Consider the following 24,496-nt stretch of genomic DNA (forward strand, 5'->3'; position numbering starts at 1 on the left):
CCACTGATTAAAGTTTCACTTTATAAAGTAAGGAGAATGGGAGATGGATATATACTTATTAATCGTCACGTTACTTGCAATTGCGATTGTTATTTTAGGGGTATCATGGTGGAAATGGCATGCATTTATTAGTTTAACGGTTGCGAGTTTATTTTTAGCTATCATGTCTGGATTGAATTTGACGAAAATAGTGACTGCCTATGAAACTGGTGTCGGTAGTGTACTAGGGCATTTAGTTGGTATTCTAGCTCTCGGAACAATTTTAGGAAAAATGATGTCCGATTCAGGGGCCGGCATGCAAGTGGCAGATTTCTTTATTCGATTTTTCGGTGTAAAGAAACTACCTTGGGCTATGTTATTTGCAGGATTTGTTATAGGGATTCCGGTATTTTTTGAAGTGGGGATCGTCATTTTATTACCACTTGTTATTTCCATTCGAAAAACGACGAAGCAAAATATATTATTAATTGCGTTACCTGTCATTGCTGGATTATCTATTGTTCACGGGCTCGTGCCACCACATCCAGGAGCGATGACAGCAATCGGTATTTATAACGCGAACTTAGGAAAGGTACTATTATATTCATTACTTATCGCGTTACCAACAGCCATTATCGCGGGACCGATATTTGCAAAGTGGGTACATAAAAAGGTTATACCTGAAAATGAACCAGAGCTTATTCGAGTTACGACTGTCTCAACTGATTTACCGAGTCGGAAAGTTTCATTCTTTATTATTTTACTCCCAGTTGTATTGATGATTTTATCGGTCGTTGCACCTTATATTTCATTACCAAAAAAGATGACTGAATTTTTTGTGTTTATTGGAAGTCCAGTAATTGCTTTACTTATTTCATGTTTCGCAGCATTTTATTTACTTGGAATAAGACAAGGAATTAATAAAAAGATGATTAAAAAATTAACAGACGAAAGTTTATTACCGGTCGGTTCCATTATTTTAATTATCGGTGCAGGCGGTGGATTTAAACAAATATTAATTGAAAGCGGCGTTGGAACAGCGATTGCGCAAATGGCAGAACATATATCGTTATCACCAATTGTACTTGCTTTCATGGTAGCTGGTTTAATTCGAATCGCGACCGGATCGGCTACAGTAGCATTAACGACAGCAGCAGGGATTGTTTCACCAGTTATTCAGCACATGTCTGGTGTGAATTTAGAGTTGCTTGTTATTGCAACCGGAGCAGGCTCATTAATGTTTTCTCACGTAAATGATGCAGGATTCTGGCTTGTAAAAGAGTATTTAGGTTTGACGGTGAAGGAAACGTTTAAAACGTGGACGGTACTGGAGACATTGTTATCATTTATTGCATTTGGTTTTGCGCTTTTATTGAATATGTTTCTTTAGGAGAGGAGATCAGATTTAAACGAACAAAACCTAGAGGAAATGTAATTTCTCTCTAGGTTTTATTCGTTTTTTTGCTTTCTATTACGTAATGGAACGGACATACTGATTTTCTCCATCGTCTTTGACAAAGACTCCTAGCTCATTCAAATCTTTGCGTAAATGCTTCTTTTTCTTCGAATTTCCGTCTCGGATAGCATTTCGTCTTTCATACAAAATGGTATTTACATTTTTACTAAATCGCTCATCCTCTAATTTCCATAGACTATAGTCTTGCTTATAAGGATCTTGTTCCACCCATGGAAAGCCGTGCAGCAAGAAAATATCTTTAATTTTATGTGGATTTATATCAGATTTTTCACGTAACCATTCGCGGTCTTCTTGATCAATGATTACCACTTGGCCTGTATCTACAAAAACGGCTTTTACATTTGAAATGGTAATTTGCTTCTTTTGATCGTCCTTATTTACATGAATGCTTTCCGAAGTAATGTTCATTTTTAAAGCTTCACTATAAATAATTAAAGAAAATAAAATTCCTGCAATAGCGCCAATTGACATGAGGATAATAGGAAGCCAGAAGGGATTAATAAAATTTAAAAGTTCTATCATTTTCGAATCAGAAAAGAGAGGAATCTTTTTTATAACCTCTATTAATTTAGGTGAAAAATATCCGATAACGCCTAAAAGGATTGGACTTACTATAACAAGTAATTTTTCTAAAAAACCTAATCCAATGACAGATACCTTTTTCATGTGTAGTTCATCCTTTCTTCATATATATATTTTCAAAATCAGGGCATTTAAATAGTGAGTTTCTTCACCATTTTTATGAGCTCATCTGAGTAATTTTCTATAGATATAGATGCATTTGCCTTCAGCATTCTTTCTTCGATTGCTCCTAAAATAAATGAAGCTAATGTGTCGGCTTGGAAAGAGTTAGAAAACACTCCATTTTGTTGACCAGTCTTCAAAATATTTAATAACAGCGTTCTAAGAGCATCATCTTCTTCATCGTCTTCAATTCTGTAATAAGGAATATTCTCTTCATTTCTTGCATTAAAGACGATCTCAATTAAGGCAATATTATTTTTGTAATGAGTTTCTTGGTAAGCCAAATGTGCTTCAATAAAAGCTTCTAGTTTGTTTATTTCAGATTGGGCTAATAGCACTCGATTGCTAATAAATTCATGTTGTTTCTCAACTAAAAATTGTAATGTCCGATTCATAAGATAAAGCTTATCGTTAAAATGATAAGAAATAAGTCCAGTGCTAATCTTAGCTTTTTTTGCTACCTTCGTTAAGCTTAAGTTGTTATATCCAACTTCTTCTAATGTATCAATGCATGCAAGAATAATTTGTTCACGCCTAGCCTCTGCGATAAAAGAATCAGTCACGCTATTCAACTCCTGATTTATATAATTTGAATGTATAATCAAAAAACTGATTGGTCGTTCAATTAAATTTTAGTAAGAAATTAGAAGTATGTCAAATGCTTTATGCTTACATCTTGAAAAGGGTAATCCGCTGATTGATGAAGCCCAATTCCTAAAACAAGCCCGTTTTTAAGTAAGCCAAGCTTCCTATTCGCCCTGAAAACATACTATAAATGGAATCCCCTCATTTAGAGCAAGGTGAACTTGTTATGAATGATACTAAAGGAGGAATAGAGTAATGAGCGAAAAGTGTGAACACAGACATGATGATTGTAACCGCAGACATGGGTGCGGTGGCGGTTTTGCGCTTCTAATCGTATTGTTTATTTTATTAATCATCATCGGTGCTAGCTGCTTCGGCGGAGGCGGTTGTGGTTATGGCGGTTACGGCGGCTACGGATATGGTGGCTACGGCGGATATTGCTGCTAATTAAAAACTATTGAAAATGGCCTTGTGCAATACGCACAAGGCCATTTTATTCAAATTTTTATATGCTGTGATAATTTATTAATGTACAGAGAACGAATTAAGAAGAAGAAAATAATCTCGATAATCCCGAAAAAGGTGAGTACGATACATGTCTCTTTTAGTAATGAGAAAGAAAACATGCTTTGTAAAAACTTAACCGCAAATAATGTGTGAATACCAGCAACGATGTAAGGAACGAAAAATAAAATTCCTAACTGAATCGTTGCGGAGCGAAACATTTCTGACTCAGTTAATCCAAGCTTTGTAATCGTAATATACTTTTGTCTTTCAGTTGTTAAGTCATTATACATACGGAAGTATAAAACACTAGCAGCTCCGATAAAGAAAATAAAGCCGAGAAATGTCCAAATAAAGAAAGTGGCAATTGAATTTCCTTTGCTGTAGCTTAGATCATCAGCAGCTGTATAAATAGAAAAAGGGGCTCGAGTATTTTCTCCCTTATGTTTTTCGTAAAAATCACGTACATCATCGCTAATGGTACGCGACATTTTTTTCGTCGGAATAATCGTGTTTTCCCAGTTTTCTACAAAATAATTATAAATCGCGATTGTCTCAATATGAGGAATCATATTTTCAATTGCATTATCTTGCATAATAATAAGATGAGGCAATGCAAAGGGTGGTTCTATTCCTTTATTAATAAAACCTTTAATATGAAATTCCTTTTTATTAGAGCCAAGTGTAATCGTATTTTGTTTAGCAAATGGATTTGATACAAGATTTAAAAGTTCTGGCGAATAACGAGACATAATATAAACTTGTGTAGAATCCAGAGTTATTTTCGGCCTCTTTAATTGTTTAGCGAGTGCATTATAGTCACTCATTTTCATAAGAGCAACATCTTCTTTTGAAGCTGTATCTTTTAATACTGTAGATTTGTATTTATTGTATTGAAAATTAGCATGTGTAAGCTCTGTTTCAATTGTAGCAGTGTGCTTTTGCTCTAGTGCACTTTCTCCTTCGGATATGTATGTGAAGGGGAAAGGATATCGTTCTAGTATTGATGCTTTTGTATTGTTATTAGCGGCAAATAACCCAATGATAATTGTGAATGCAAGTGCCGATAACATAGAAACGATAAAGAGCACATTAATATTGCTACGAGTACGGCTAGTTAAATCTGAAATCCATAACATATTTATTTGCTTCATATAAAACTTTCTTCGTCTTTTTAAAATCAAGATAAAGAGAAGAAATGTTTGGGAAAAGAATAAATATGTTCCGACTACTACGAGTGGCAAAATAGATAACATGATAAATAATACAGAGCCATTTTGTGCATTCTTTTCTGTTATGTAGCCTTGCGGATAACCAGCGATATAATAACATAATGCTAAGCAAATTAAAGCGAATATCGAGATGAGTATAGATGGTTTTTTTTCTTTATCGCCTTTTTTAGTCCCTTTAATGAGCTGTGTTGTTTTACGAGTGCGAATGAACATCGGTGTAAACGTAGATACGATGAAAAATAAAATAATAAAGGTTACGGTTGTAACGATAATTGCTTCTGTTGGCCAATATAAATAGAGGCCTTTTGCACTTGTTAATTTAGAAGTAACGAGTAAGAAAAAGTTAGAAAACACAAGACCGCCTTGAATACCTGCAAAGATAGCGAGTATTCCAATGATCATATTTTCAGTAAACAAAAGACGTTTTAATTGTTTTTGAGATATACCGAGAACAGTTAAAATGCCAAATTGTTGTTTTCGTACATTTAAAAATGTCCCAATAGAATATAAGAGAAAGAAGAACGAGAACAAGACGATAACAAACTGTGCCATTCCAGCTAAGTTCATGAGCGGATCTTGTTCCTGTAATTTATTCATAATTTGTAAGCGTGGATGATACGCGTATACAGTAAATGAAAAGAAAACCATGATAGAGAATGCACTACTTACAAAATAAGCGAAATATGCTTTAGAATTACGCGAGACATTTTTAAATGCAAATTGCCAAAATGTCATCCACGTCTTCCTCCTAGTAATGCTAGAACATCCAATATTTCTTGATAAAATTTCTCTCGGTACAATCCGCGGTGTAGTTCATTGTAAAGTTCGCCATCTTTAATGAAAATGACGCGGTTACAATAACTTGCTGCGAATGGATCGTGCGTAACCATTAAAATTGTTGCATCTTCTTCTTTGTTCAATTTCGTAAATAGTTCCATCACGTCAATTGCCGCTTTTGAATCTAAATTTCCTGTCGGTTCATCGGCAAGTAAAAGTGACGGATGATGAATAACAGCACGTGCTACTGCGGTACGCTGTGCTTGTCCTCCTGACACTTCAAAGATACGCTTGTCTAAAATATGATCAATTCCAAGTTTTTTTGAAATGTTATCAAGCTTTTCATCCATTTCTTTTAAAGGAACATTATCTAATGTTAAAGGTAGTACGATATTTTCACCGATTGTTAGTGTATCTAGTAGGTTAAAGTTTTGGAAAACAAATCCTAGCTCTTGGCGGCGGAAAATAGCTAACTTCTCTCTACGAAATGTGTGCGGTTTTTTTCCGTTAATCACGACATCACCAGCAGTCGGGGAATCAATGGTAGAAATAACGTTTAAAAATGTAGATTTACCGCTACCAGATGGTCCCATAATCGCAACGAATTCACCTTTATCTACATGTAAATTTATATTTTTTAAAGCAGTATGAGGGACCTTTCCTTCATACACTTTTGAGACATTTTTAATGTGTAATACTTCTTCCATAATAATCACCTTTCTAATTTTAAAACTTAATGTGTTGTGATAATTTTTGCATATAGAAGGAACGAATTAAAAGGAAAAATAAAATTTCAACTGTTCCAAAAATCATCAGTACGACTGTAATCTCAGCGAAGAACGAGAGATGTAAAACTTCTTGCAGCATCTTTGTCGCAAACATCGTATGAATTGATGCCATAATGTACGGGACAAAGAAAAGAATCGCAAGTTGAATTGTAGCAGATCGTTTCATTTCGGCTTCTGTTAAACCAATTTTTGTAATCGTTACATACTTTTCTTGTTCATTTGTTAAATCTGTATGCATCCTGAAGTAAAGAACACTGCCAGCACCAATAAAGAAAATAACACCTAAGAAAGTACCAATTAAGAAGAACGAAGCGACATTTTGTTTTGTTGTGTATAGAGAATCGCTCGCTTCACTTGCGTGGAAAGGCGGGTGCTCTGCCTGAATGTTGTTCCCGTCGGTATTAATTTTGTCTATGAATACCGCGCCGATGTTATTAGCTTTTTCCCAGTCCTTAACTTTAAAGCTATATACACTCATCTGTTTTGAAACAGTGGATAATGCTTCTACATTTTCATCAGATAGTATGAGCAATTGGTATATTAAGCGATTTGGGAATGGGTTATAACTTTTATATTCTTTCACTTGTAGTTGCAAATTGTTTTGCGTAAGTGTAAGAGTATTTTTCTTGTCTTTATTATGAAGCGTTCCAATAACTTGATCATCTAAGTCTTTCATAAGAATATAAGATTCATTCTTATTTACCTTGAGTGTTTCCCAATTTAAAGCCTTAGCAAGTACATTATAGTCACTTTGTTTAATTGCATAATAGAGCTGCGAATTTTCTTCCGCTGAAGATACTTCATATATATCCGTTTTAAATTGTTTATAAGTAAATTGCTCTTCGTTAAACTTTTGTTTTAACCAATTTAAATGTTCATCCGCCAACGTATTTTCGGTATGTGATAAATATGTAAAAGGAAAAGGATTTTCTCTTACTGTATCGAACTTCATAAATTTACCAAAACCATATAAGAATGTAATCATAGTAAAAGCAAGTGTTGATAGCATCGCTACAATAAAGAGCATGTTAATGTTTGTCCGAATGCGCGTTGCTAAATCAGAAATCCACAGCATATTAATTCGCTTCATATAAAATGTTCTTCGCGTTTTTAATATACGAATGAGTAAAAAACTAATTTGTGAAAAGAAAAAGTATGTTCCAGCTGTAACAAGTGACGGAATGAGAAATATACTGGTGGCGGCGTACAAAAGCCCAACTATGTCGCCGAGCGACATGAAATATAGCGGATTGGCTGCTAGTACGTATCCAGATATTAAACATGTTGCACCAAATAGAGAGATGAGCACAGATGCTTTTCTTTCTTTTTGTTTTGTTCCTTCTTTTAAAAGACGTACAGCCTTCCTCGTCCGAATGAGCATCGGCGTAAACGATGAGACGAGAATGAAGAGTCCTAGAAAAATGATCATAGTTAAAATAATGGCAGCTGTTGGCCAATATAAATATAAACCAGGAACATGTGTAATCTTGGCAGTAACTAATAAAAAGAACTGCGAGAAGACAAGTCCAAGCTGAATGCCGAAAAAGATGGAAAGAACACCAATTAGCATGTTTTCTAGAAATACGAGTCTCTTTAATTGTTTTTGGGATATGCCAAGTACTGTTAAAATCCCAAATTGCTTTTTTCGTACTTTTAAGAAAGTACCGATTGAATATAGTAAAAAGAAAAATGAAAAGAATACAATGACAATTTCTGAAATTGTCATTAATATGTTCAGAGCAGCATTTACGCCTGTCATATGTAGTTTAGGATGAAATAAATAAACCGCAAACGAGAAAAAGATTGCGATAGAGAACGCACTGCTTACAAAATAGGCGAAATAAGCTCTGGCGTTCCGTGTGACGTTTTTAAATGCAAACTGCCAAAATGTCATTTGCCTAGCCTCCTAGTAGGGTGAAGAGGAAAAGGATATAAGAGATATCCTTTTCCTCTACTAAATACATTCATAAAATTTAACCATTCGTATACTCTGATAACTTTTGCATGTAAAAGGAACGAATGAATAAGAAAAAGACGATTTCAACTACGCCAAAAATAATAAGAACAGCTGAAATTTCTTTGAATAGTGATAGATCAATTACATCTTGGAGCATTTTCGTTGCGAACATTGTATGAATGGATGCCATAATGTAAGGGACGAAAAATAAAATACTAAGTTGAATGGTTGCAGATCGTTTCATCTCTTTATCTGTCACACCGATCTTAGAAATTGTTATATATTTCTCTTGTTCGTTCGTCAAATCTGTATACATTCTAAAATAAAGAACGCTCCCCGCTCCAATAAAGAAAATGACTCCCAGAAATGTCCCAATTAGGAAGTACGTGGCACTACCAGATGTGATTCTGTATAATGAACCTGCTGATTCATAGGAGCGTATAAGGGGGCCTTTGTATTGGAATGCCTGTCGATCTCTTTGTATTTTTTTCATAAAATCATCAGCAATTTTATACGTCTTTTCCCAGTTTTGTACTTTGTAATTGTACGCTGCTACATGCTTTGTTGTATGTGGTAAGTTATTAACAACAGTATCAGGTAAAATTAAAGTTTGGTATGAAAAATTAGATGGAATGGCCCCTGCTTGTTCATAGCCCTTTACTTGTAATTGCGTATTTGTGCTAGAAAGTGTAATAGACTTTCTATTGTAGCTTGGCTCAAATTCGCTGAATAAGGTTACATAAGCGTTACCTGTTAAGATGTATGCTTCATTTTCGTTCATGAATAGTTGTTTCATTCGCAGAGAAGCTGCGAGTTTATTATAGTCACTTTGTTTTATTGCATATATGTCATTATAAGTTGTTATACCTTCATCTTCTTTTAGTGGTGTTTCATATAAATCAGCCTTTATTTTTTTATAAGAGAAATTCTCTTTTTTTAATTGTTGTTCAAGCCAATTTAAATGATCGTCCACAAAAGGATTTGCGTCATAAGAAAAATAAGAGAATGGAAACGGTGAACTTCGCGTAACCTCTAGCTTTGTAAACTTTCCGACTCCATATAGGAACGTAATCATTGTGAAAGCAATTGTAGATAGCATCGCTACAATAAACAGCATATTAATATTCGTTCGGATGCGGCTTGCTAAATCTGAGATCCACAGCATATTAATTCGTTTCATATAAAACTTTCTTCTTTTCTTTAAAATATAAATAAGTAAGAAACTAATTTGAGAAAAGAAAAAATATGTCCCAACTGTCACAAGTGATGGGATCACAAAAATACTTGAAACCATATATATAACGCCTACTTGCGGGTTTATTGAGAAGAAATATTTAGGATTTGCAGCTAAAATATAACCACCTAATAAACAAATCGCACCAAATAGAGAGATGAATATGGATGGTTTTCTTTCTTTTTGTTTCCCACTATTATTCGTTTTTAAAAGGTTTACCGCTCTTTTCGTACGAATTAGCATTGGTGTAAATGAAGATACTGCAATAAAGAGACTCAGAAATACAATTGTTGTTAAAATAAAAGCATTCGTTGGCCAATATAAATATAGTCCTGGTAGATGTGTAATTTTCGCTGTTACTAATAAGAAAAATTGCGAAAAGACAAGTCCAAACTGCATGCCGAAAAAGATAGATAAAATACCAATTAACATATTTTCAGTGAAAATGAGTCGATGTAATTGCTTTTTTGATATACCTAAAACGGTTAACACACCAAATTGCTTTTTCCGAACTTTTAAAAACGATCCGATTGAATAAAGTAGAAAGAAGAACGAGAACAAGACAATGATAACTTCTGAAAAAATCATTAATCCGGAAATTTCTAAGATCATACTAAAATTTTGTAATTTAGGATGAAATAAATAAACAGCAAACGAAAAGAAAACAGCAATGGAAAAAGAACTGCTTACGAAATAAGCAAAATAAGCTCTGGAATTACGTGTTACATTTTTAAAGGCAAACTGCCAAAATGTCATAATACGTACCTCCCGCTAGAAGGAAAATATGTAGTTTTATTGCAAAAAATGTATGAGAGTAAGTTCTCATACATTTTGCTAGTATATGTTGCGATCATGCTTCGGTCACCTTCTCCGTATGTTCTGCTTGATTATTTGCAGCGTTGTGGAAGATGATTTTAATCGTCGTTCCTTTCCCAACTTCAGAATCTAGTTTGACAGAGTGACCTAAATAATCACAAATTTTACTTACAATATAAAGCCCCATACCAGTAGATTCTCCGAATGTACGGCCGTTTTTCCCAGTGTAAAACGGTTCGAATACTCTTCGTATATCTTCTTGTGGAATACCAACACCTTCATCACGAACTTCTAAAATAATATCTTTTCCGTTTCGGTAAGCGGATAAGAATACTTTCTTTCCGCGCTCACCAGAGTAACGAACAGCATTTGTCATTAACTGATAAATAATGAATTTTAGCCATTTCGCATCAGAGGCAACCTTTAAATCAGAATGAACTTCTAAAACAGGGAAGACTCCGTTTCGAATGAATAGTTCTTTTAATCCATTAATATTTTTTGTTACCGTGTCTTTTAATGAAATCGTCTCAACATGGAAGTCTTCATGGAAGTTATTTAACCTTGCCATGTATAAAGCCATATCAAGCCCTTGGTTTAGACGCTCTAATTCTTTTTTGAATTTCGGAATTAAATGTTCATCTTCCATTTCGAGCACCATAAGCTGCATAACAGAAACGGGTGTCTTCATTTGATGCACCCAGTGGTTAATAAATAATTGATGTTCTTGCTGTTTTACTTCGTACGATTGTAGTTCTTTTTGGAATAGACGATACTGCGTGCGCACGAGTTCATTTACACCGTGAGGCATTGGAGCAGTTGCTCTTTCAATAAATGCATCTTCCATTTTTTCTGGTTGTTCACTTAATCTATGGTACATTCTACGATTGCGAACGTAACGGTAAGCGAGGAAACAAATAAATAAGTATAAGCTTAAAACGACGAAGTAAAATTTATTATTTTGAAATCCATCTACTGCATCATAAAGAACGAAAATGATACCGAAGTTTAATACGTACAGTAGAAAAAATGCAAAATGATCACGTAGAAATAGCTTCATGCTTATTCACTCCAAGTTGCGTTAAAACGATATCCAAGTCCGCGCACTGTTTCAATAGCATTTTCAATACCAAGCTCATTGAACTTTTTACGAAGACGCGTAATGTTTACGTTTAATGTGTTTTCTTCAACGAAGCTCTCGTCATCCCAAAGCGCAGCTAACAAATCTTCACGGCTCGCTGTACGAGGGAATTTAGATAATAACATTTCTGCTAAAATAGCTTCTTTTTTCGTTAAAAGAACTTGCTCAGATCCAAAATGAATTTCTGGGCGTTCCGGGAATAATTTTAATCCTTCTACTTCAACGATACGTTCAGAAATATTTGGCGCATAATCACCGTAAATACGGCGTAATTGACCTTTAATTTTCGCCATTACAACGTCGTAGTGGAACGGTTTCGTAATATAATCATCCGCACCGCTTTCAATCGCCATAATTTGTTCCATCTCACCAGCACGCGCTGAAATGAAAATAATTGGACAAGTAGATTCATGACGAATTTGACGGCACCAGTAGAATCCATCGAATTTTGGTAAGTTTACATCAAGTAAAACAAGATGTGGTTTCACTGTGTTAAACGATTCCATAATATCATCAAAGTTTTCAGTAACAACAGCGTCGTAACCGTACTTTTGAATGTGAGATTGTAGTAATGATGAAATATTTGGATCGTCTTCAACGATTAAAATTTTATACATATGTATATTCCTCCTAAAAAAACAATTGTAGCTATAGTGTATCATGTGTTTCAAGTCTTTTCATTAAGTTGAAAGATAAGCTAGTAAACAGTATATGTCAAAAGCGTAGAAAGTAAAAAGGGCTTCTTATATAATTGACAATTAACCGAAATCATTTTAACATTTAGATAAATATCTAAATGTCTAATTAGTGAAGGGAAGAAAGACATTGAATCAAGCATTTAAAGCATTAGCAGATCCAACAAGGCGAAAAATTTTAGACTTATTAAAAGAAGGGGATCTAACCGCTGGTGAGATTGCTGAACATTTCAATATGACAAAGCCAAGTATTTCACACCACTTAAACGCACTTAAAAATGCTGAACTTATTCAAGATGAAAAGAAAGGCCAATTCGTTATGTACTCTTTAAACACAACTGTCTTTCAAGATTTATTGACTTGGGTGTTTACGTTTACGAATAAGGGGGAAGAGGGGAAATGAGAAAACATCTTGTTGCAATTATATTGATTTTTATAACTGGTCTAGCTTGGGCATATGCATGGCCAAATTTACCTGACACAATGGCAATTCATTGGGGAACTGAAGGTGTAAATGGTTATGCTTCTAAATTTAATGCAATGCTGTTGCTACTTGGAATTATGATTTTTACTTATGTTTTATTAACAATTACCTCAAAGATTGATCCTAAGAAAAAGAATTATGATAAGTTTTCTAAAGGTTATATGATAATAAACTATAGCGTAGTAGTATTATTATTTTTAGTTAATATGCTTGTAATTGGGGTGGGGTTAGGCTATGACATTCCAATGAATAGTACACCGTTTATTCTTGTTGGTCTTTTATTTATAGTTATAGGCAACTATTTACCACAATGTAAACCAAATTACTTTGTAGGTATAAAAACACCGTGGACATTAAGTAACGAGGAAGTATGGAGAAAGACACACCGTTTTAGCGGAAAAGTGTTTGTTGTATTAGGGGTTATTATGATTTTAAGTATTTTTGCCCCCGTAGCGTGGAAAGGTTTCCTAATCATTGGAATTATTGTTGGGGCAGTAGGATTAACGATGGGATATTCTTATGTTGCTTATAAAAAAGAACTAAAAATGTAAACAAAGCAGCTTTTCCTTTCAAGGAAAAGCTGCTTTGTTTTTTTATCACTTCTTCAAAACCGGTATCCAAATTTCACTTTTAAAGTTTGGAGAGGATGTATCTTTCTGTTCATTCCACAATATTTCCGGTCCTTCCGCTAGTTCATAGTTTGAAGAAGGGAACCATTCGGAATAAATACGCCCCCACACATTTTGTAATGTGTCAGGAAATGGACCGACAGCTTCAAATATAGCCCACGTTGAAGCTGCAACTTCAAGTTGTGCGAATTGCTCTGGACAATCTTTAGTTGTGGCTACTCCAATGTAGTGATCGAGTTCGCCTTTTTCCTCCATTCTGCCTTCAGAAAAATTAGTAGAAGCACTAATGATTCCATTCGGTTCCATGTTTGAAAGTGACTTTAACGTTTGAATGGACTTTGGATTTAAACTTTTCCACATAGAAGCAATTTCTTCATTTACACCGTTAAATACAATGGGTACTCGTTTTGTAATACCTATAATTCGAAATGGTTCTTTTTCTTCAATTCGATAATTCATTTCGTTTCCTCCTTGGATGGATAATTGGAAGGTCATTGGTGAATAGGCTTTTAAGGAATGACTACTATTTCGGGCCTCTGAAGGTGTTATGCCGTGTAAGTTTTGAAAGGCACGAGAGAATGAATCTGGTGAGTTGTACCCATATTTGATAGCGACATCAATGACTTTTGCATCGCTATTTTTTAGTTCAAAAGCAGCGAGAGTAAGACGTCTACAACGAATGTATTCTGATAGTGATATGCCAGCTAGGAAAGAAAACATTCTTTTGAAATGGTATTCTGAGCAGTAAGCTAGCTTCGCAACTTCTTTAAAATTAATTTCATTTGTTAGGTTATTTTCAATATAGCGCATTGCAGCATTCATATTTTTAAGTGAATCCATATTATGACCTCCTCTGTACATAGAATAGCAGGAACGAAATAGCTCCACCCGACATTTCGTGCACAACTTTGTAGGGTACATTTTGTACCTTACAAAATTGTAATGTTCCTGTAAGGAGAATGAATGGATGGCATGATATCCCAATGCTATAGTAACAAAGTACTTTGATTCATTAGGTTAAATTTTGATTTCTTTGCTTACCGGTCTTACATAACTGTCATGTTTGTGTAAGAAACATCGATAGTGGAAAAAGTAGAGAATGTATATAGTGAAAATAGAGAATAGATGAAATGAGGGATGTCGAGATGAAAACAGTGTTAGAAGCAAAAAATATTGAAAAAGTATATGACACGGGTGGTAATAAATTTGCAGCGTTAAAAGGTATTAACTTACAAGTAAAAGAAGGTGAGTTCGTTGGAATTATGGGACCTTCTGGTTCTGGTAAGACGACTTTACTAAACGTTCTTTCCACAATTGATAATGCGACGAACGGTGAAATTTTAATTGATGGAAAAGATATCGTGAAAATGAATGATGATAAGTTAGCGTTATTCCGCCGCGATCATTTAGGTTTCATTTTCCAAGATTATAACTTATTAGATACGTTAACTGTAAAAGAGAACATTGCGTTACCTCTTGCGTTATCAAAGGTGAAAGCGAGTGAGATTGATCGCCGCGTTCTTGAAATCTCAAAGAAATTCGGTATTGATCATATTTTAAGTCAGTTCCCATATCAAGTATCTGGTGGACAGAAGCAAAGATGTGCGGCATCACGTGCAATCGTTACAAATCCAAGTATGATTTTCGGGGACGAGCCGACTGGAGCGCTTGATTCTAAATCAGCAACAGATTTACTTGAAAGTATGAAGTCGCTAAATGAATATGACAACTCTACAATTTTAATGGTAACGCACGATGCGTTTGCGGCAAGTTACTGTAAACGAGTTATTTTCATTAAAGATGGTGAGTTATATAAAGAATTGCACCGCGGTGAATTAACGCGTAAACAGTTCTTCCAACAAGTCGTTGACGTAATGTCTTCTATTTCCGGAGGTATGGCTGATGACCTTATCTAGCATTGCCCTCCGCAACATACAGCGGAACTTTAAAGACTACTTTGTATATTTTGCATCTATGATTTTTAGTATCGTTATTTACTTTACATTTAAAGCACTGCAATATAATTCACAAATGGAAAAAGCTGCGGAAGCTTCTAAAAAAATTAGTGGAGCTTTCCAAGTTTCAAGTGTCATGCTAATTATATTCGTAGCGGTGTTCATTATATATTCAAACGGTTTCTTTACAAGGAAACGTAAAAAAGAAGTTGGATTATATTCCTTATTAGGTATTCGTAAAAGACAGATTGGTAAAATGCTCTTTTATGAAAATATGTTAATGGGATTAATGTCTTTAATTATCGGAATTGCGATTGGTAGCGTCCTTTCGAAATTATTCCTTGAACTGCTAGTAAGCATGATGGGATTAAACTTAAACGTTCATTTTGAAGTACCGATAGCTGCCATTATTGATACAGCACTTATTTTCTTTGTGATTATTTTGTATACATCACTTCAAGGATATCGTTTAATTTATCGCTTTAAGTTAATTGAACTTTTCCGTGCAGAACGTGAAGGAGAAGCAATGCCAAAAGGATCTGTCATTATGGCATTCATTTCAGTTGTCTTAATCGGTTCAGGTTATTTCTTAGCATTAATGTTCATGAAGGCAGTTAAATATGCAGACTTTATGGCAGTTGCACTTTATATTTTACTAGCAACAGTATTAGGTACGTACTTACTATTTATGTTCTTTACAGTATTCGTATTGAAACGTGCAAGAACGAATAAATCATCGTTTTATAACGGTATGAATATGGTAACGACGTCACAGCTACTATATCGTATTAAAGGAAATGCAAAGTCACTTGCGACAATTTCTATTTTAAGCGCGGTAACATTAACGGCAGTTGGTACATCAGTTACGATGTATTACAACACATTTACACAGTCAAAAGCAGTTGCGCCTTACAGTTACTCTTATGAGAAAAAAGATGCAGAGCTTGATAAGAAAGTAAATGCGATTTTTGCAGAAGAGAAGAAAGATCACCCGATCAAAGATCAATTTGAAATTGAGACAGTTCCTGTAAAAGGGAAGTTTGAAGGAGACAAAGTTGATTTCATTCTTAACATGAACTATAGGATTTCAGAGAAATATCAGTTTATGTCTCAGTCAGAATTTAATAAATTTGCTAAAAAAATCGACGCAGAAACAGTGAATGTAGCTGCTGGTGAAGCATTTATATATGATAGTTCGTATATGGAAGGGCATGAGTTTAGTCCAAAATATAAAGGAAATAAAACGGTATTCCAAATTGGAAATGAAACGAAGACATTAACAATCAAGGATGCAAATAATACTGCAATTACAAACTTAGGCGAACTAGTTGTTGTCGTTTCAGATGAAATGTATGAACAAGCGAAGCAAGCATTTGGAACACGCGTTGTAAAAAATATTGATGTAAAAGATGAAAAAGATAGTAAAGTGTTAACAGAAAAATTAACAAAAGTGATGCCAGCTGGTGAATCAGAAATGGTACTATCATTTAGAGATTTCTACACTGGTTTCCATATGGGGCTTGAAGGAACAGGATTAATGATGTTTATTGGAATGTTCTTAGGTCTTGTATTCTTACTAGCAACAGGTTCTATCATTTACTTTAAACAATTAACAGAAGCAAATGCTGATCGTGAGCGTTATGTTGTACTTCACAAAATAGGGGTCACAAAACAAGAAATGAAAAAAGCTATCGCCAAACAAGTAAGCTTTATCTTTGCAATTCCGTTAGTGATTGGAATTTTGCACAGCTTATTTGCACTAAAAGGTTTAGCAACACTAATACAATTTGAAATTATGATTCCGCTTCTAATTAGTATCGGAGTATACGGTGTTATTTATATTGGATATTACTTCTTAACGGTTCGTTCTTATTATAAGATTGTGAGTGCGAAGTAATAAAGGAGCAGCTATCGCTATAGGCGATAGCTGTTTTTTATTCTTCATAAAATCTTAAGAAATCTCCTCAATTTTTGTTAAGAAACGATAGTTATACTTAGAAACAAGTTAAAAACTATTGAACGAATGGGGAGATGGTTACATGCAACTCATAACATTCTTACACGAATTTATTAAACATCCGAAACATACTGGTGCAATTGCGCCAAGTTCAAAAATATTAGCAAGAAAAATGGTAGATGTAATTGATTTTCATAGAGCGAAATGCATCGTAGAGTTAGGGCCTGGTACAGGGGTTTTTACGAAGGAGATTATGAAGAGAAAAAAGAAGGAAACAATATTTCTTCTTATTGAAATTAATGAAGTGTTTTGCAAAGAGCTAAAGAGAAAATATAAAGATGAGCAGAACGTCATTGTTGTACACGGTTCAGCTGAAAATATAAAGAAGTATATGGAAGAGTTCCATATAGAATGCGTGGATTACGTCTTATCGGGATTACCTTTTACCTCTTTACCAGAAGAAGTTTCAAAGCGTATTTTAAACAATGTAATGGAATCGATACAAGAAAACGGTGAATTTATTACATTTCAATATTCACTTGTGAAAAAAGGATTTATACAGCATTTCTTCCCTGAAATTACGCTAGAAAAAGTGTGGCTCAATTTCCCACCAGCTTACGTCTTTAGCTGTAAAAAAGAGCTAAGGAGAGCATATGCATAATGGAATTACATGAATTATTATCTTATATTGAACAATACGGTTATTGGGCTTTATTTTTCTGTTTATGGTTAGGTATTATCGGTATGCCAATTCCAGACGAAATGATCGTAATGAGTGGTGGCTTTGTCTCTTCACTAGGGATATTAAGTGGCATTCCTGCATTCTTATTAACATATTTAGGCGTTGTATCTGGGCTATCGCTAGGTTATATATTAGGGAAAATATTTGGTACAAAAGTACTTCATAAGCTAATGAAAAAGAAAAAGGCGAAATATCTTTTGAAATCTCAACAAATGGTAGAGAAATATGGTCATTATGCGTTAGTTACAAGTTACTTCATACCGGTTGTAAGACATATCGTACCGTATGTAGTTGGGATGAATAATATGTCATTTAAGATGTATGCTTTGTATTCTTATACGACAGGATTTGTTTGGACACTCGTTTACTTTGTGCTAGGTTCTTTATTTGGACAACATATTGAAAGTATTGTCGCAGTTGCGATAGAGTATGGTGTGTATTTTGGCGTAGTTGTCGTTTTGGTTGTCAGTTTGTTTTATGTAAAAAGAAGTGCAGTAGTTAGTAAATAGAGGGGCTGTTCCAAAATACATTTTTGGATGGCCTCTTTTGTTGTTTCTACTGTCAGTTTTTGTCGGTAAGTCGATATTCCTTGTCGAAACGTCGATATATTGAAAAAATCGTTGATATATTTTGAGTTGTGTTCGATATATTTGAAAAATCGTCGATATAATTTCATGTACCTAGATGTGATGCCAAATTTCTTCTACATTAAGAAAAAGTTAAGAAACTGTACGAGTTTTTATTTGCGCTAAAAGGATTAGCGACAGTTATTCCGTATGAAATTGCAGTTCCGTTATTAATTAGCATCGGTGTGTATAGTGTTATTTACATTGGTTATTATTACGTAACGATTTGTTCTTATTTTAGGATTGTTAGTAAATAAAAAATGGATTCAAACTAAAAAAGCGTAAGAGAACATAGTGTAAATGATGTTCTTTTACGCTTTTTTATCATTATTTATATCCTAAAATATGCTCAATCTCATGCAAACTTAATTTACTTGCCTTAGCAATCGTTTCAAGTGGTATACCAAGATCATACATACTTTTAATCATTTGAATTTTTCCTTGTTGAACCCCTTCTTTTCGCCCTTTTTCTATACCTTGTTCTAAGCCCTTTGCTAAGCCTTTTTCCATGCCCTTTTCCATACCCCTTTTCATACCTTCTGTCTCTGCATGGGCGAATTTTGCGGCTTCATCCATTAAAACTTTCTCCCTTGCGTCATAGGCTTGTCGGAAAGAGGAATCTTGACTCATACATTCCCACTTGTTTATTGCTTTTTGTAAAATAGGGTCTTGGTTCATAGCAATATCCTCCAATAGTTTAGTTAAGTGTTCATCGTCATTTGCTGAAAGCAATAAAAGCCAACGAACAAATGGATCTTTCCACGGGTTTACTTTTTCTTCATGCCATTGTGTTGTTAACTTTGGAATTTCTATAATGTGAATCTCTATGTCATCACTCAAGAGTTTATGTTGTTGTGTATTCCATAACGTTCCAGTTGTATGAAATTCTTTGTGATCTAAAAACATTATAAAGTTCAATAAATTAATGGTAATGGTTTTACGAAGTGCACTGTAGGGCATACCTTTTTGTAACTGAGATGTGTATAATTTTCCCCAATAATATAAACTGCGTTTCATCATATCGTGATTATTATTAAGCTGTATTTCTACATTTACTTTTGTCCCTGTGTCTAATGTTGCTGAAATGTCTAGAATTGATAATTTATCATTTGCGTGTTCTCGGTGTAAATGTGGATCTTCTAATTGTAGAGAAGCAATAGGTGACTCTAAAGACTCTTGTAACATCGCGTTTAAAAAGGCAATGAGAATATCTTCACTACCATTCGTACCAAACAATTGTTTAAATGCAAAATCAATGCGTAAATTCACTAATTGTTGGTTGAACAAAGTATGTCCTCTCCCTTATATAAAGGTGCTTCTTTCCTTCATTTTATCTAAAAATAACTAGAGGATGCAAATAGACCCTTCTGCTATTTTTGAGTAGGATTATTATAATGTCAGAGGTAAGTGTAGCTATGTTATACTCTAGTGAAATTGAAAAGTTTATATAGAGGTGAAGATGATACATATGCAAAAGGATATTTTAAAACTATTAGATAAAAAACAAAGTAACTATGAATTTCCTGCCTTTGATAATGAATATATGGATATTTCACAAGTGAAATTCTCTCTTTTCTTTAAAGATAATAAAGATTGGTTAATGGTATTTCAGGTTGTCGGTGTAGGTTCATTAGGTGTATGTAATGATATTCAAGTATATGGAGATAGAATAAACCATTCAATTGGTGATGATGGAATTTTGCAATTAAATGATGGAGATTATGAATTATTTGATGATGAAGGTAATTTTATACCGGATATTTATACCGGCAGTTTAAAAATTCGCGAGCATCATTTTGAATATCAATTTACAGAAGAAGATTATGTGAATCATGGAATAGAAGTACAAACGATAGAGTCTTATCCAACATATTTCATGCGTATGCTTGCTACTAAGGATGAAGCTCGAAAATTAGTATGGTGGGATAAAGAAGAAATTTTAGAAGAGTGCGGTTTAGAAGGTGATTGGGAAGTAGCGTATGAAACGGAAGAATGGAAACATGTTGAAGACGAAAAAGTAAGGGAAAATGAATTCTTCCAATCAGTAGCCGCTGCAATAGAGAAGAAAGATCCAAGTGTTATTGTGAATAAGAACGCTAATACACATTGGAAAAATTGGGTGGAGTTTGATTACGAAAACTCATATTAAAATATCTTTCTAATAAAAAAAGACGAGCTAAAATGTTAAAACTTTAGCTCGTCTTTTTTTATTACACAACCGCAGGATTATAAATCATCGTAAAGTGCCCTTGTAATACTTCAATATGACAAGGTGTATGCAGTGAGCTTTCTCCATCTGTATCTACTTCTTTTTCTTCTTCTGTTTCAATATGAATGGATTTCGCTTTTACGTGGAAGATGTCATTTTCGTTTGAGTCTTCAAATAGTTTCTTTCCGATATAATCTTTAAATGCTTGAATACCTGTTGATTTTACGACGAAAATATCAAGTGTTCCGTCATCACATTTTACGTTCGGAATAAAGGAAGGAATACCGCCAAGATATTCACCGTTTCCAACCATAACAAGGACAGCTTCGTCTTCATATACTTGTCCGTCGTACGTGATTTTAACTGGGAATGTTTCAGCATTTTTAACAGTTCGAATAGTGCTTAAGTAGTAACCAATTTTACCAAGCTTTGCTTTCTCTTCTGCATCGATATTGTTTGATACTTCAGATACGAGTCCAATGCCCCAGAAGTTTAAGAAGTGTTGTCCGTTTGCTTTTGCAACATCAACTGGTTTTACATGTTCCTTAGTGATAAGTTTTGCTGCTTCTGCAATGTTTTGCGGAACGCCGAGTGTGCGAGAGAAGTCATTGCAAGTTCCACCTGGAATAATTGCAAGTGTAGGTCTAGTTTCAAGAGGCGCTAAGCCATTTGTGCATTCAAATACAGTGCCGTCACCACCAAAGACGATAATTAAATCTACTTTACTAGCAAACTCTTGGCAATATTTCGTTGCATCACCTTGCTTTTTCGTATGAAGGATATGTAAGTCAGGAAAAGTAGCCGCAAGAGGTGGTACGATTTTCGCCAAATTTGTATGTAAGTCGCCTTGTCCAGCTTTTGGATTTACGATGAGGAGTACTTTTTCAAATTTTGTCTTTGTCATATTTCATCTCTCCCTGTTTTTTGTAATGGAAAGAAAGGAGCTGTTCTCATGTATTTCAGAACAGCTTCTTCCTATTTAATAGGGTACTAAGATTATCAGTTATTGTCGGTAAGTCGATATATTTAAAAAATCGCCGATATAATTTGAGTTATGGTCGATATATTTGAAAAATCGCCGATATAAATTTCATGTACTATCGATTTTTTAAGTTATACGATTATTCCGTTACAACTGAAGCGATAAATGGTAAGTTACGATATTTTTCTGCACAGTCGATACCGTAGCCAACGATAAATTCGTCTGGAATTTGGAAGCCAACATATTCAGCTTTTAAATCTACTTTACGACGCTCAGGTTTATCGAGTAACGTACAGAATTTGAGTGCCTTCGGTTTATGCATAAAGAAGTGATCTTTTAAGAAGTGAAGTGTTAAACCAGAATCGATAATGTCTTCTACGACAATTACGTTTTTTCCAGTAATATTTACATCAATATCTTTTAATAGTTTTACTTTTCCAGTTGTTTCTGTTTGATTTCCGTAGCTAGATGCAGAAATAAAGTCGATTGTCACATCGTTTTTAATGTGACGAATTAAATCAGCAGCGAATACGAAAGATCCTTTTAATACAGCGATGACTACGATTTCTTCTCCTTCAAAATCACGTTCGATTTGAAGTGCTAGTTCTTTTACTTTTTCTTGTAATTGTTCTTCAGAAATTAAAGTGTCTTTTATTTCAATATTCATTGGAGTCCTCCTACAGTGTAAAACTTGCGAACATTTCGACTGTAAAGGATAGAAAGGAAAAAGTCAAAGAAGATATAAGTTTTTTACAAAAATACCCACAAAATAGTCAGATGATATGATATACTGATTACAATAAAGAAAACGCTTCCATAAAGGGTGATTATGATGAAAAAGAAAGAGTATACAAGTGCAACATTTATAAAAGCATTACTTTTAACAATTGTTCTTGGCTTGTTAGCTTACATAATTGATGTACCAGCGATTCGAATTTCACTAATTGGAATGACTTTAGTATTAGGCGCAATTTCTCATGGTATGATGTCGCAGCTACAAGAAGCTGGACTTGATGATATGAAAGATCATATAGATAAGAAATAAGAGACCTTCACATATGCATAGTGAAGGTTTTTTTGTTTCTTACAAAAATGTAAGGTAGTTGTAAGGGAAATCGATAGTTGCATAGTAGTGTTTTGGATAAACTATGGGTGTAAGGTAAAAGGCAAGCATATTTTAGGTAAATTAAGTTTTAGGCACTCTATATGTGAAAAAGGAGTAGGAGGGCATGGAGAAACGTTGGACGACCTTTTCTTTTTTAGCAACTAGCAACACTGTAATGCTAGCTGGCGAGATGGATTTTTTGCACTTGTTTGATCGAGAAGACGATCATTCTTCTTCTAAATTTACAATGAAATGGAATAAATGGAGCGAAAGTTGTAGGTTGGAAGAAGAGGCCCCTAACGAAGAGCAAAAAATTATTTTGACAAACCCTATTAAAGCGTGGGTTGTTCAACGTCGTAAGTGTAACGTCAAAAATCACTTAAAGAAAACTGAGCCGAGACAATTAGTTATCGCTCCGGCCCGTTCTACTTCTAAATCACGCGAAAGTAACATGTAAATAATTGAGACACACACCCGAAAAAACATCGTATATATTGCGATGTTTTTTTATTTTTCTACAATGAAATCTTTAAAATGAAATCTTTAAATGAAATATATTTTATCTGCATCTTATATTTATATCTCTTGTTTATTCTAGTGATACATCCGATGCGAAGTGATGTAAAACGTATAGAAGGAGAGAAATGAAATGAAAAAGAAACTATTACCAATCTGTGCAATGGCACTTTTAACAGTAGGATATTCTTCAGTAGCAAGCGCGGATACTGGAACAGTAACGAAGGAAGAAGTGGTGCAACAGCAGCAAGATAAGGCTAAAAAAGAAGAAGCAATTAAAGTACAGCAAAAAAATGAAGAAGAGAAAAAGCAAGCAGCACAAGCACAAGAAAAAAGTGACATGGCTAAAAAAGAGGAAGCGATAAAGGCCGTGCCAAAGAGTGAGGAAGAGAAAAAGAGAATTGCACAAGAACAGTTAAAAAATGATATAGCCAAAAAAGAAGCAGCGCAAGTACAACAAACAAATGCTGCAACGAAAAAAGAAGTAGCAAAGCCAGCCGTACAAGGTGAAAAATTACCAAATACAGCATCTAATCATGTAGCAATGATGGCACTAAGTGCATGTCTTGTAGGGATAGGGACATTATTTGGTTTGAATCGTCGCAATAAAGTTAAGGCGTAAATAAAATATTGTCCTATAAAGAATGGGATAATTTCATATATTAAAAATGGTAGGTTATTCCTACCATTTTTGGCATGGAGGGATAAAACATGAAGTTACTCAATTATATCGGTATCATATTAATGGCTATAGGACTATGTATGGGATCATATTATGCTATGGAATGGTATAAAGGAAAAAGCTCTGCCGGGCAACTAACGAAAGAAGAAATAAAGAGCCTTAACAACATACAACGTAATCAAATTTCACATGAAACTCCCGTAACTTCTCAAGTGCCTTCTTCTCAAACAGAACATAAAGAAGGGGAAAAGGTTGCACTATTAAATATACCGAAAATAAAGAAGAAGTTTTCTGTATATTGGGGAGCAGATGATGCAACGCTGAAAAAAGGGGTTGGCATGTTCGTTAGTGATGTAACGACAACACCATCTGGAGGAGGTCATACGGTACTAAGTGGGCACCGGGATACTGTATTTACAGATTTAGGAGAGTTAAAAGAAAAAGACACCCTTGTTTTAGAGTATGATAATAAAACGTACACATATGAAATTCAAAAAATATGGATTACCGATGCAGATGATCGTACTGTTATTATAAAAAAAGAAGAACCAATACTAACACTGACAACTTGTTACCCATTTAATTATATAGGGGATGCGCCAGATAGATATATTATCGAGGCGAAGTTAACTGCTAGTTATTCAAAGTGAAATTATAGTTTCTGAAGGCGGGAGGGAGATACA

General features: G+C 34.4%; 25 protein-coding genes and 1 pseudogene. 14 read left to right on the top strand and 12 right to left on the bottom strand.

Annotated elements, in window-relative coordinates; all coding sequences use genetic code 11:
* The first annotated feature begins 43 nt into the window (after nucleotides 1-43).
* Nucleotides 44-1,369, top strand: a complete 1,326-nt coding sequence (gene gntP, locus ACTFRS_RS11225; RefSeq protein ID WP_440025413.1) for a gluconate permease GntP — start codon at nucleotides 44-46, stop codon at nucleotides 1,367-1,369.
* 81 nt (nucleotides 1,370-1,450) lie between these two features.
* Here the strand turns inward: gntP and ACTFRS_RS11230 are convergent, their stop codons facing one another.
* Together ACTFRS_RS11230 and ACTFRS_RS11235 are read right to left on the bottom strand one after the other, a co-directional pair.
* Nucleotides 1,451-2,122, bottom strand: a complete 672-nt coding sequence (locus ACTFRS_RS11230; RefSeq protein WP_440025411.1) for a YqeB family protein — start codon at nucleotides 2,120-2,122, stop codon at nucleotides 1,451-1,453.
* Between the two features lie 47 nt (nucleotides 2,123-2,169).
* Complete coding sequence (locus tag ACTFRS_RS11235; protein WP_440025409.1) at nucleotides 2,170-2,763, bottom strand: TetR/AcrR family transcriptional regulator; 594 nt, start codon at nucleotides 2,761-2,763, stop codon at nucleotides 2,170-2,172.
* Between the two features lie 277 nt (nucleotides 2,764-3,040).
* Between ACTFRS_RS11235 and ACTFRS_RS11240 the strand changes: the two genes are divergently transcribed.
* Nucleotides 3,041-3,232 carry a YjcZ family sporulation protein gene (locus ACTFRS_RS11240; protein ID WP_001290390.1) on the top strand — a complete coding sequence of 64 codons (192 nt, stop codon included), beginning with the start codon at nucleotides 3,041-3,043 and terminating at the stop codon, nucleotides 3,230-3,232.
* A 50-nt stretch (nucleotides 3,233-3,282) separates the two neighbouring features.
* Here the strand turns inward: ACTFRS_RS11240 and ACTFRS_RS11245 are convergent, their stop codons facing one another.
* The 6 genes from ACTFRS_RS11245 to ACTFRS_RS11270 form a co-directional block, all read right to left on the bottom strand.
* Nucleotides 3,283-5,256: an FtsX-like permease family protein gene (locus ACTFRS_RS11245; RefSeq protein ID WP_440025407.1), complete on the bottom strand. Its 1,974-nt coding sequence runs from the start codon at nucleotides 5,254-5,256 to the stop codon at nucleotides 3,283-3,285.
* Nucleotides 5,253-6,005, bottom strand: a complete 753-nt coding sequence (locus ACTFRS_RS11250; RefSeq protein WP_000393244.1) for an ABC transporter ATP-binding protein — start codon at nucleotides 6,003-6,005, stop codon at nucleotides 5,253-5,255. Before ACTFRS_RS11250 ends, ACTFRS_RS11245 begins: the two co-directional genes overlap by 4 nt.
* A gap of 19 nt (nucleotides 6,006-6,024) precedes the next feature.
* On the bottom strand, nucleotides 6,025-7,980 hold the full coding sequence (locus tag ACTFRS_RS11255; RefSeq protein WP_440025405.1) for an FtsX-like permease family protein: 1,956 nt from the start codon (nucleotides 7,978-7,980) through the stop codon (nucleotides 6,025-6,027).
* Nucleotides 7,981-8,059: 79 nt separating this feature from the next.
* Complete coding sequence (locus ACTFRS_RS11260; RefSeq protein ID WP_440025403.1) at nucleotides 8,060-10,033, bottom strand: FtsX-like permease family protein; 1,974 nt, start codon at nucleotides 10,031-10,033, stop codon at nucleotides 8,060-8,062.
* A gap of 94 nt (nucleotides 10,034-10,127) precedes the next feature.
* Entirely contained in the window at nucleotides 10,128-11,150 is a 1,023-nt protein-coding gene (locus tag ACTFRS_RS11265) for a sensor histidine kinase (RefSeq protein WP_000765345.1), read from the bottom strand.
* Nucleotides 11,151-11,152: 2 nt separating this feature from the next.
* Nucleotides 11,153-11,848, bottom strand: a complete 696-nt coding sequence (locus tag ACTFRS_RS11270) for a response regulator transcription factor (RefSeq protein ID WP_000276733.1) — start codon at nucleotides 11,846-11,848, stop codon at nucleotides 11,153-11,155.
* 208 nt (nucleotides 11,849-12,056) lie between these two features.
* On the opposite strand from ACTFRS_RS11270, the gene ACTFRS_RS11275 reads away from it, so the two are divergent.
* Both ACTFRS_RS11275 and ACTFRS_RS11280 read left to right on the top strand, forming a co-directional pair.
* Nucleotides 12,057-12,329 (top strand): autorepressor SdpR family transcription factor, encoded by a 273-nt coding sequence (locus tag ACTFRS_RS11275; protein WP_001070523.1) that lies wholly within the window; start codon nucleotides 12,057-12,059, stop codon nucleotides 12,327-12,329.
* On the top strand, nucleotides 12,326-12,961 hold the full coding sequence (locus ACTFRS_RS11280; RefSeq protein WP_440025401.1) for an SdpI family protein: 636 nt from the start codon (nucleotides 12,326-12,328) through the stop codon (nucleotides 12,959-12,961). Before ACTFRS_RS11275 ends, ACTFRS_RS11280 begins: the two co-directional genes overlap by 4 nt.
* Nucleotides 12,962-13,006: 45 nt before the next feature.
* Here the strand turns inward: ACTFRS_RS11280 and ACTFRS_RS11285 are convergent, their stop codons facing one another.
* On the bottom strand, nucleotides 13,007-13,879 hold the full coding sequence (locus ACTFRS_RS11285; protein WP_139869556.1) for an AraC family transcriptional regulator: 873 nt from the start codon (nucleotides 13,877-13,879) through the stop codon (nucleotides 13,007-13,009).
* 305 nt (nucleotides 13,880-14,184) lie between these two features.
* On the opposite strand from ACTFRS_RS11285, the gene ACTFRS_RS11290 reads away from it, so the two are divergent.
* From ACTFRS_RS11290 to ACTFRS_RS11310, 5 genes and pseudogenes are all read left to right on the top strand, one after another.
* Nucleotides 14,185-14,955, top strand: coding sequence for an ABC transporter ATP-binding protein (locus tag ACTFRS_RS11290; RefSeq protein WP_000859654.1), 771 nt, complete (start codon nucleotides 14,185-14,187; stop codon nucleotides 14,953-14,955).
* Nucleotides 14,942-16,891 carry an ABC transporter permease gene (locus ACTFRS_RS11295; RefSeq protein WP_000176127.1) on the top strand — a complete coding sequence of 650 codons (1,950 nt, stop codon included), beginning with the start codon at nucleotides 14,942-14,944 and terminating at the stop codon, nucleotides 16,889-16,891. Before ACTFRS_RS11290 ends, ACTFRS_RS11295 begins: the two co-directional genes overlap by 14 nt.
* A gap of 142 nt (nucleotides 16,892-17,033) precedes the next feature.
* Nucleotides 17,034-17,612, top strand: coding sequence for a class I SAM-dependent methyltransferase (locus ACTFRS_RS11300; RefSeq protein WP_001176076.1), 579 nt, complete (start codon nucleotides 17,034-17,036; stop codon nucleotides 17,610-17,612).
* Nucleotides 17,612-18,202, top strand: coding sequence for a DedA family protein (locus ACTFRS_RS11305; RefSeq protein WP_139869560.1), 591 nt, complete (start codon nucleotides 17,612-17,614; stop codon nucleotides 18,200-18,202). The genes ACTFRS_RS11300 and ACTFRS_RS11305 overlap by 1 nt, the downstream gene beginning before the upstream one ends.
* 230 nt (nucleotides 18,203-18,432) lie before the next feature.
* Nucleotides 18,433-18,576 (top strand): annotated as a pseudogene (locus ACTFRS_RS11310) (FtsX-like permease family protein); the annotation flags it as partial.
* Nucleotides 18,577-18,646: 70 nt separating this feature from the next.
* Here the strand turns inward: ACTFRS_RS11310 and ACTFRS_RS11315 are convergent.
* A complete protein-coding gene (locus ACTFRS_RS11315) occupies nucleotides 18,647-19,606 on the bottom strand; it encodes an Rpn family recombination-promoting nuclease/putative transposase (RefSeq protein WP_440025397.1) in 960 nt (319 codons plus the stop codon).
* Nucleotides 19,607-19,787: 181 nt separating this feature from the next.
* On the opposite strand from ACTFRS_RS11315, the gene ACTFRS_RS11320 reads away from it, so the two are divergent.
* Complete coding sequence (locus ACTFRS_RS11320) at nucleotides 19,788-20,468, top strand: DUF7003 family protein (RefSeq protein WP_440025396.1); 681 nt, start codon at nucleotides 19,788-19,790, stop codon at nucleotides 20,466-20,468.
* Between the two features lie 61 nt (nucleotides 20,469-20,529).
* Here the strand turns inward: ACTFRS_RS11320 and ACTFRS_RS11325 are convergent, their stop codons facing one another.
* Entirely contained in the window at nucleotides 20,530-21,432 is a 903-nt protein-coding gene (locus ACTFRS_RS11325; RefSeq protein WP_046648685.1) for a diacylglycerol/lipid kinase family protein, read from the bottom strand.
* A gap of 217 nt (nucleotides 21,433-21,649) precedes the next feature.
* A complete protein-coding gene (gene hpt, locus ACTFRS_RS11330) occupies nucleotides 21,650-22,177 on the bottom strand; it encodes a hypoxanthine phosphoribosyltransferase (RefSeq protein WP_001019304.1) in 528 nt (175 codons plus the stop codon).
* Nucleotides 22,178-22,339: 162 nt separating this feature from the next.
* On the opposite strand from hpt, the gene ACTFRS_RS11335 reads away from it, so the two are divergent.
* From ACTFRS_RS11335 to ACTFRS_RS11350, 4 genes are all read left to right on the top strand, one after another.
* On the top strand, nucleotides 22,340-22,555 hold the full coding sequence (locus ACTFRS_RS11335) for a hypothetical protein (protein WP_029141217.1): 216 nt from the start codon (nucleotides 22,340-22,342) through the stop codon (nucleotides 22,553-22,555).
* Between the two features lie 184 nt (nucleotides 22,556-22,739).
* Complete coding sequence (locus ACTFRS_RS11340; protein ID WP_000415599.1) at nucleotides 22,740-23,072, top strand: hypothetical protein; 333 nt, start codon at nucleotides 22,740-22,742, stop codon at nucleotides 23,070-23,072.
* Between the two features lie 192 nt (nucleotides 23,073-23,264).
* Nucleotides 23,265-23,753: an LPXTG cell wall anchor domain-containing protein gene (locus ACTFRS_RS11345; protein ID WP_440025394.1), complete on the top strand. Its 489-nt coding sequence runs from the start codon at nucleotides 23,265-23,267 to the stop codon at nucleotides 23,751-23,753.
* A gap of 89 nt (nucleotides 23,754-23,842) precedes the next feature.
* Nucleotides 23,843-24,463 carry a class D sortase gene (locus ACTFRS_RS11350; RefSeq protein ID WP_139869565.1) on the top strand — a complete coding sequence of 207 codons (621 nt, stop codon included), beginning with the start codon at nucleotides 23,843-23,845 and terminating at the stop codon, nucleotides 24,461-24,463.
* The last annotated feature ends 33 nt before the right edge of the window (nucleotides 24,464-24,496 follow it).

Source organism: Bacillus cereus group sp. MYBK139-1, from assembly GCF_051916915.1.
GTDB classification, from domain to species: domain Bacteria; phylum Bacillota; class Bacilli; order Bacillales; family Bacillaceae_G; genus Bacillus_A; species Bacillus_A pacificus.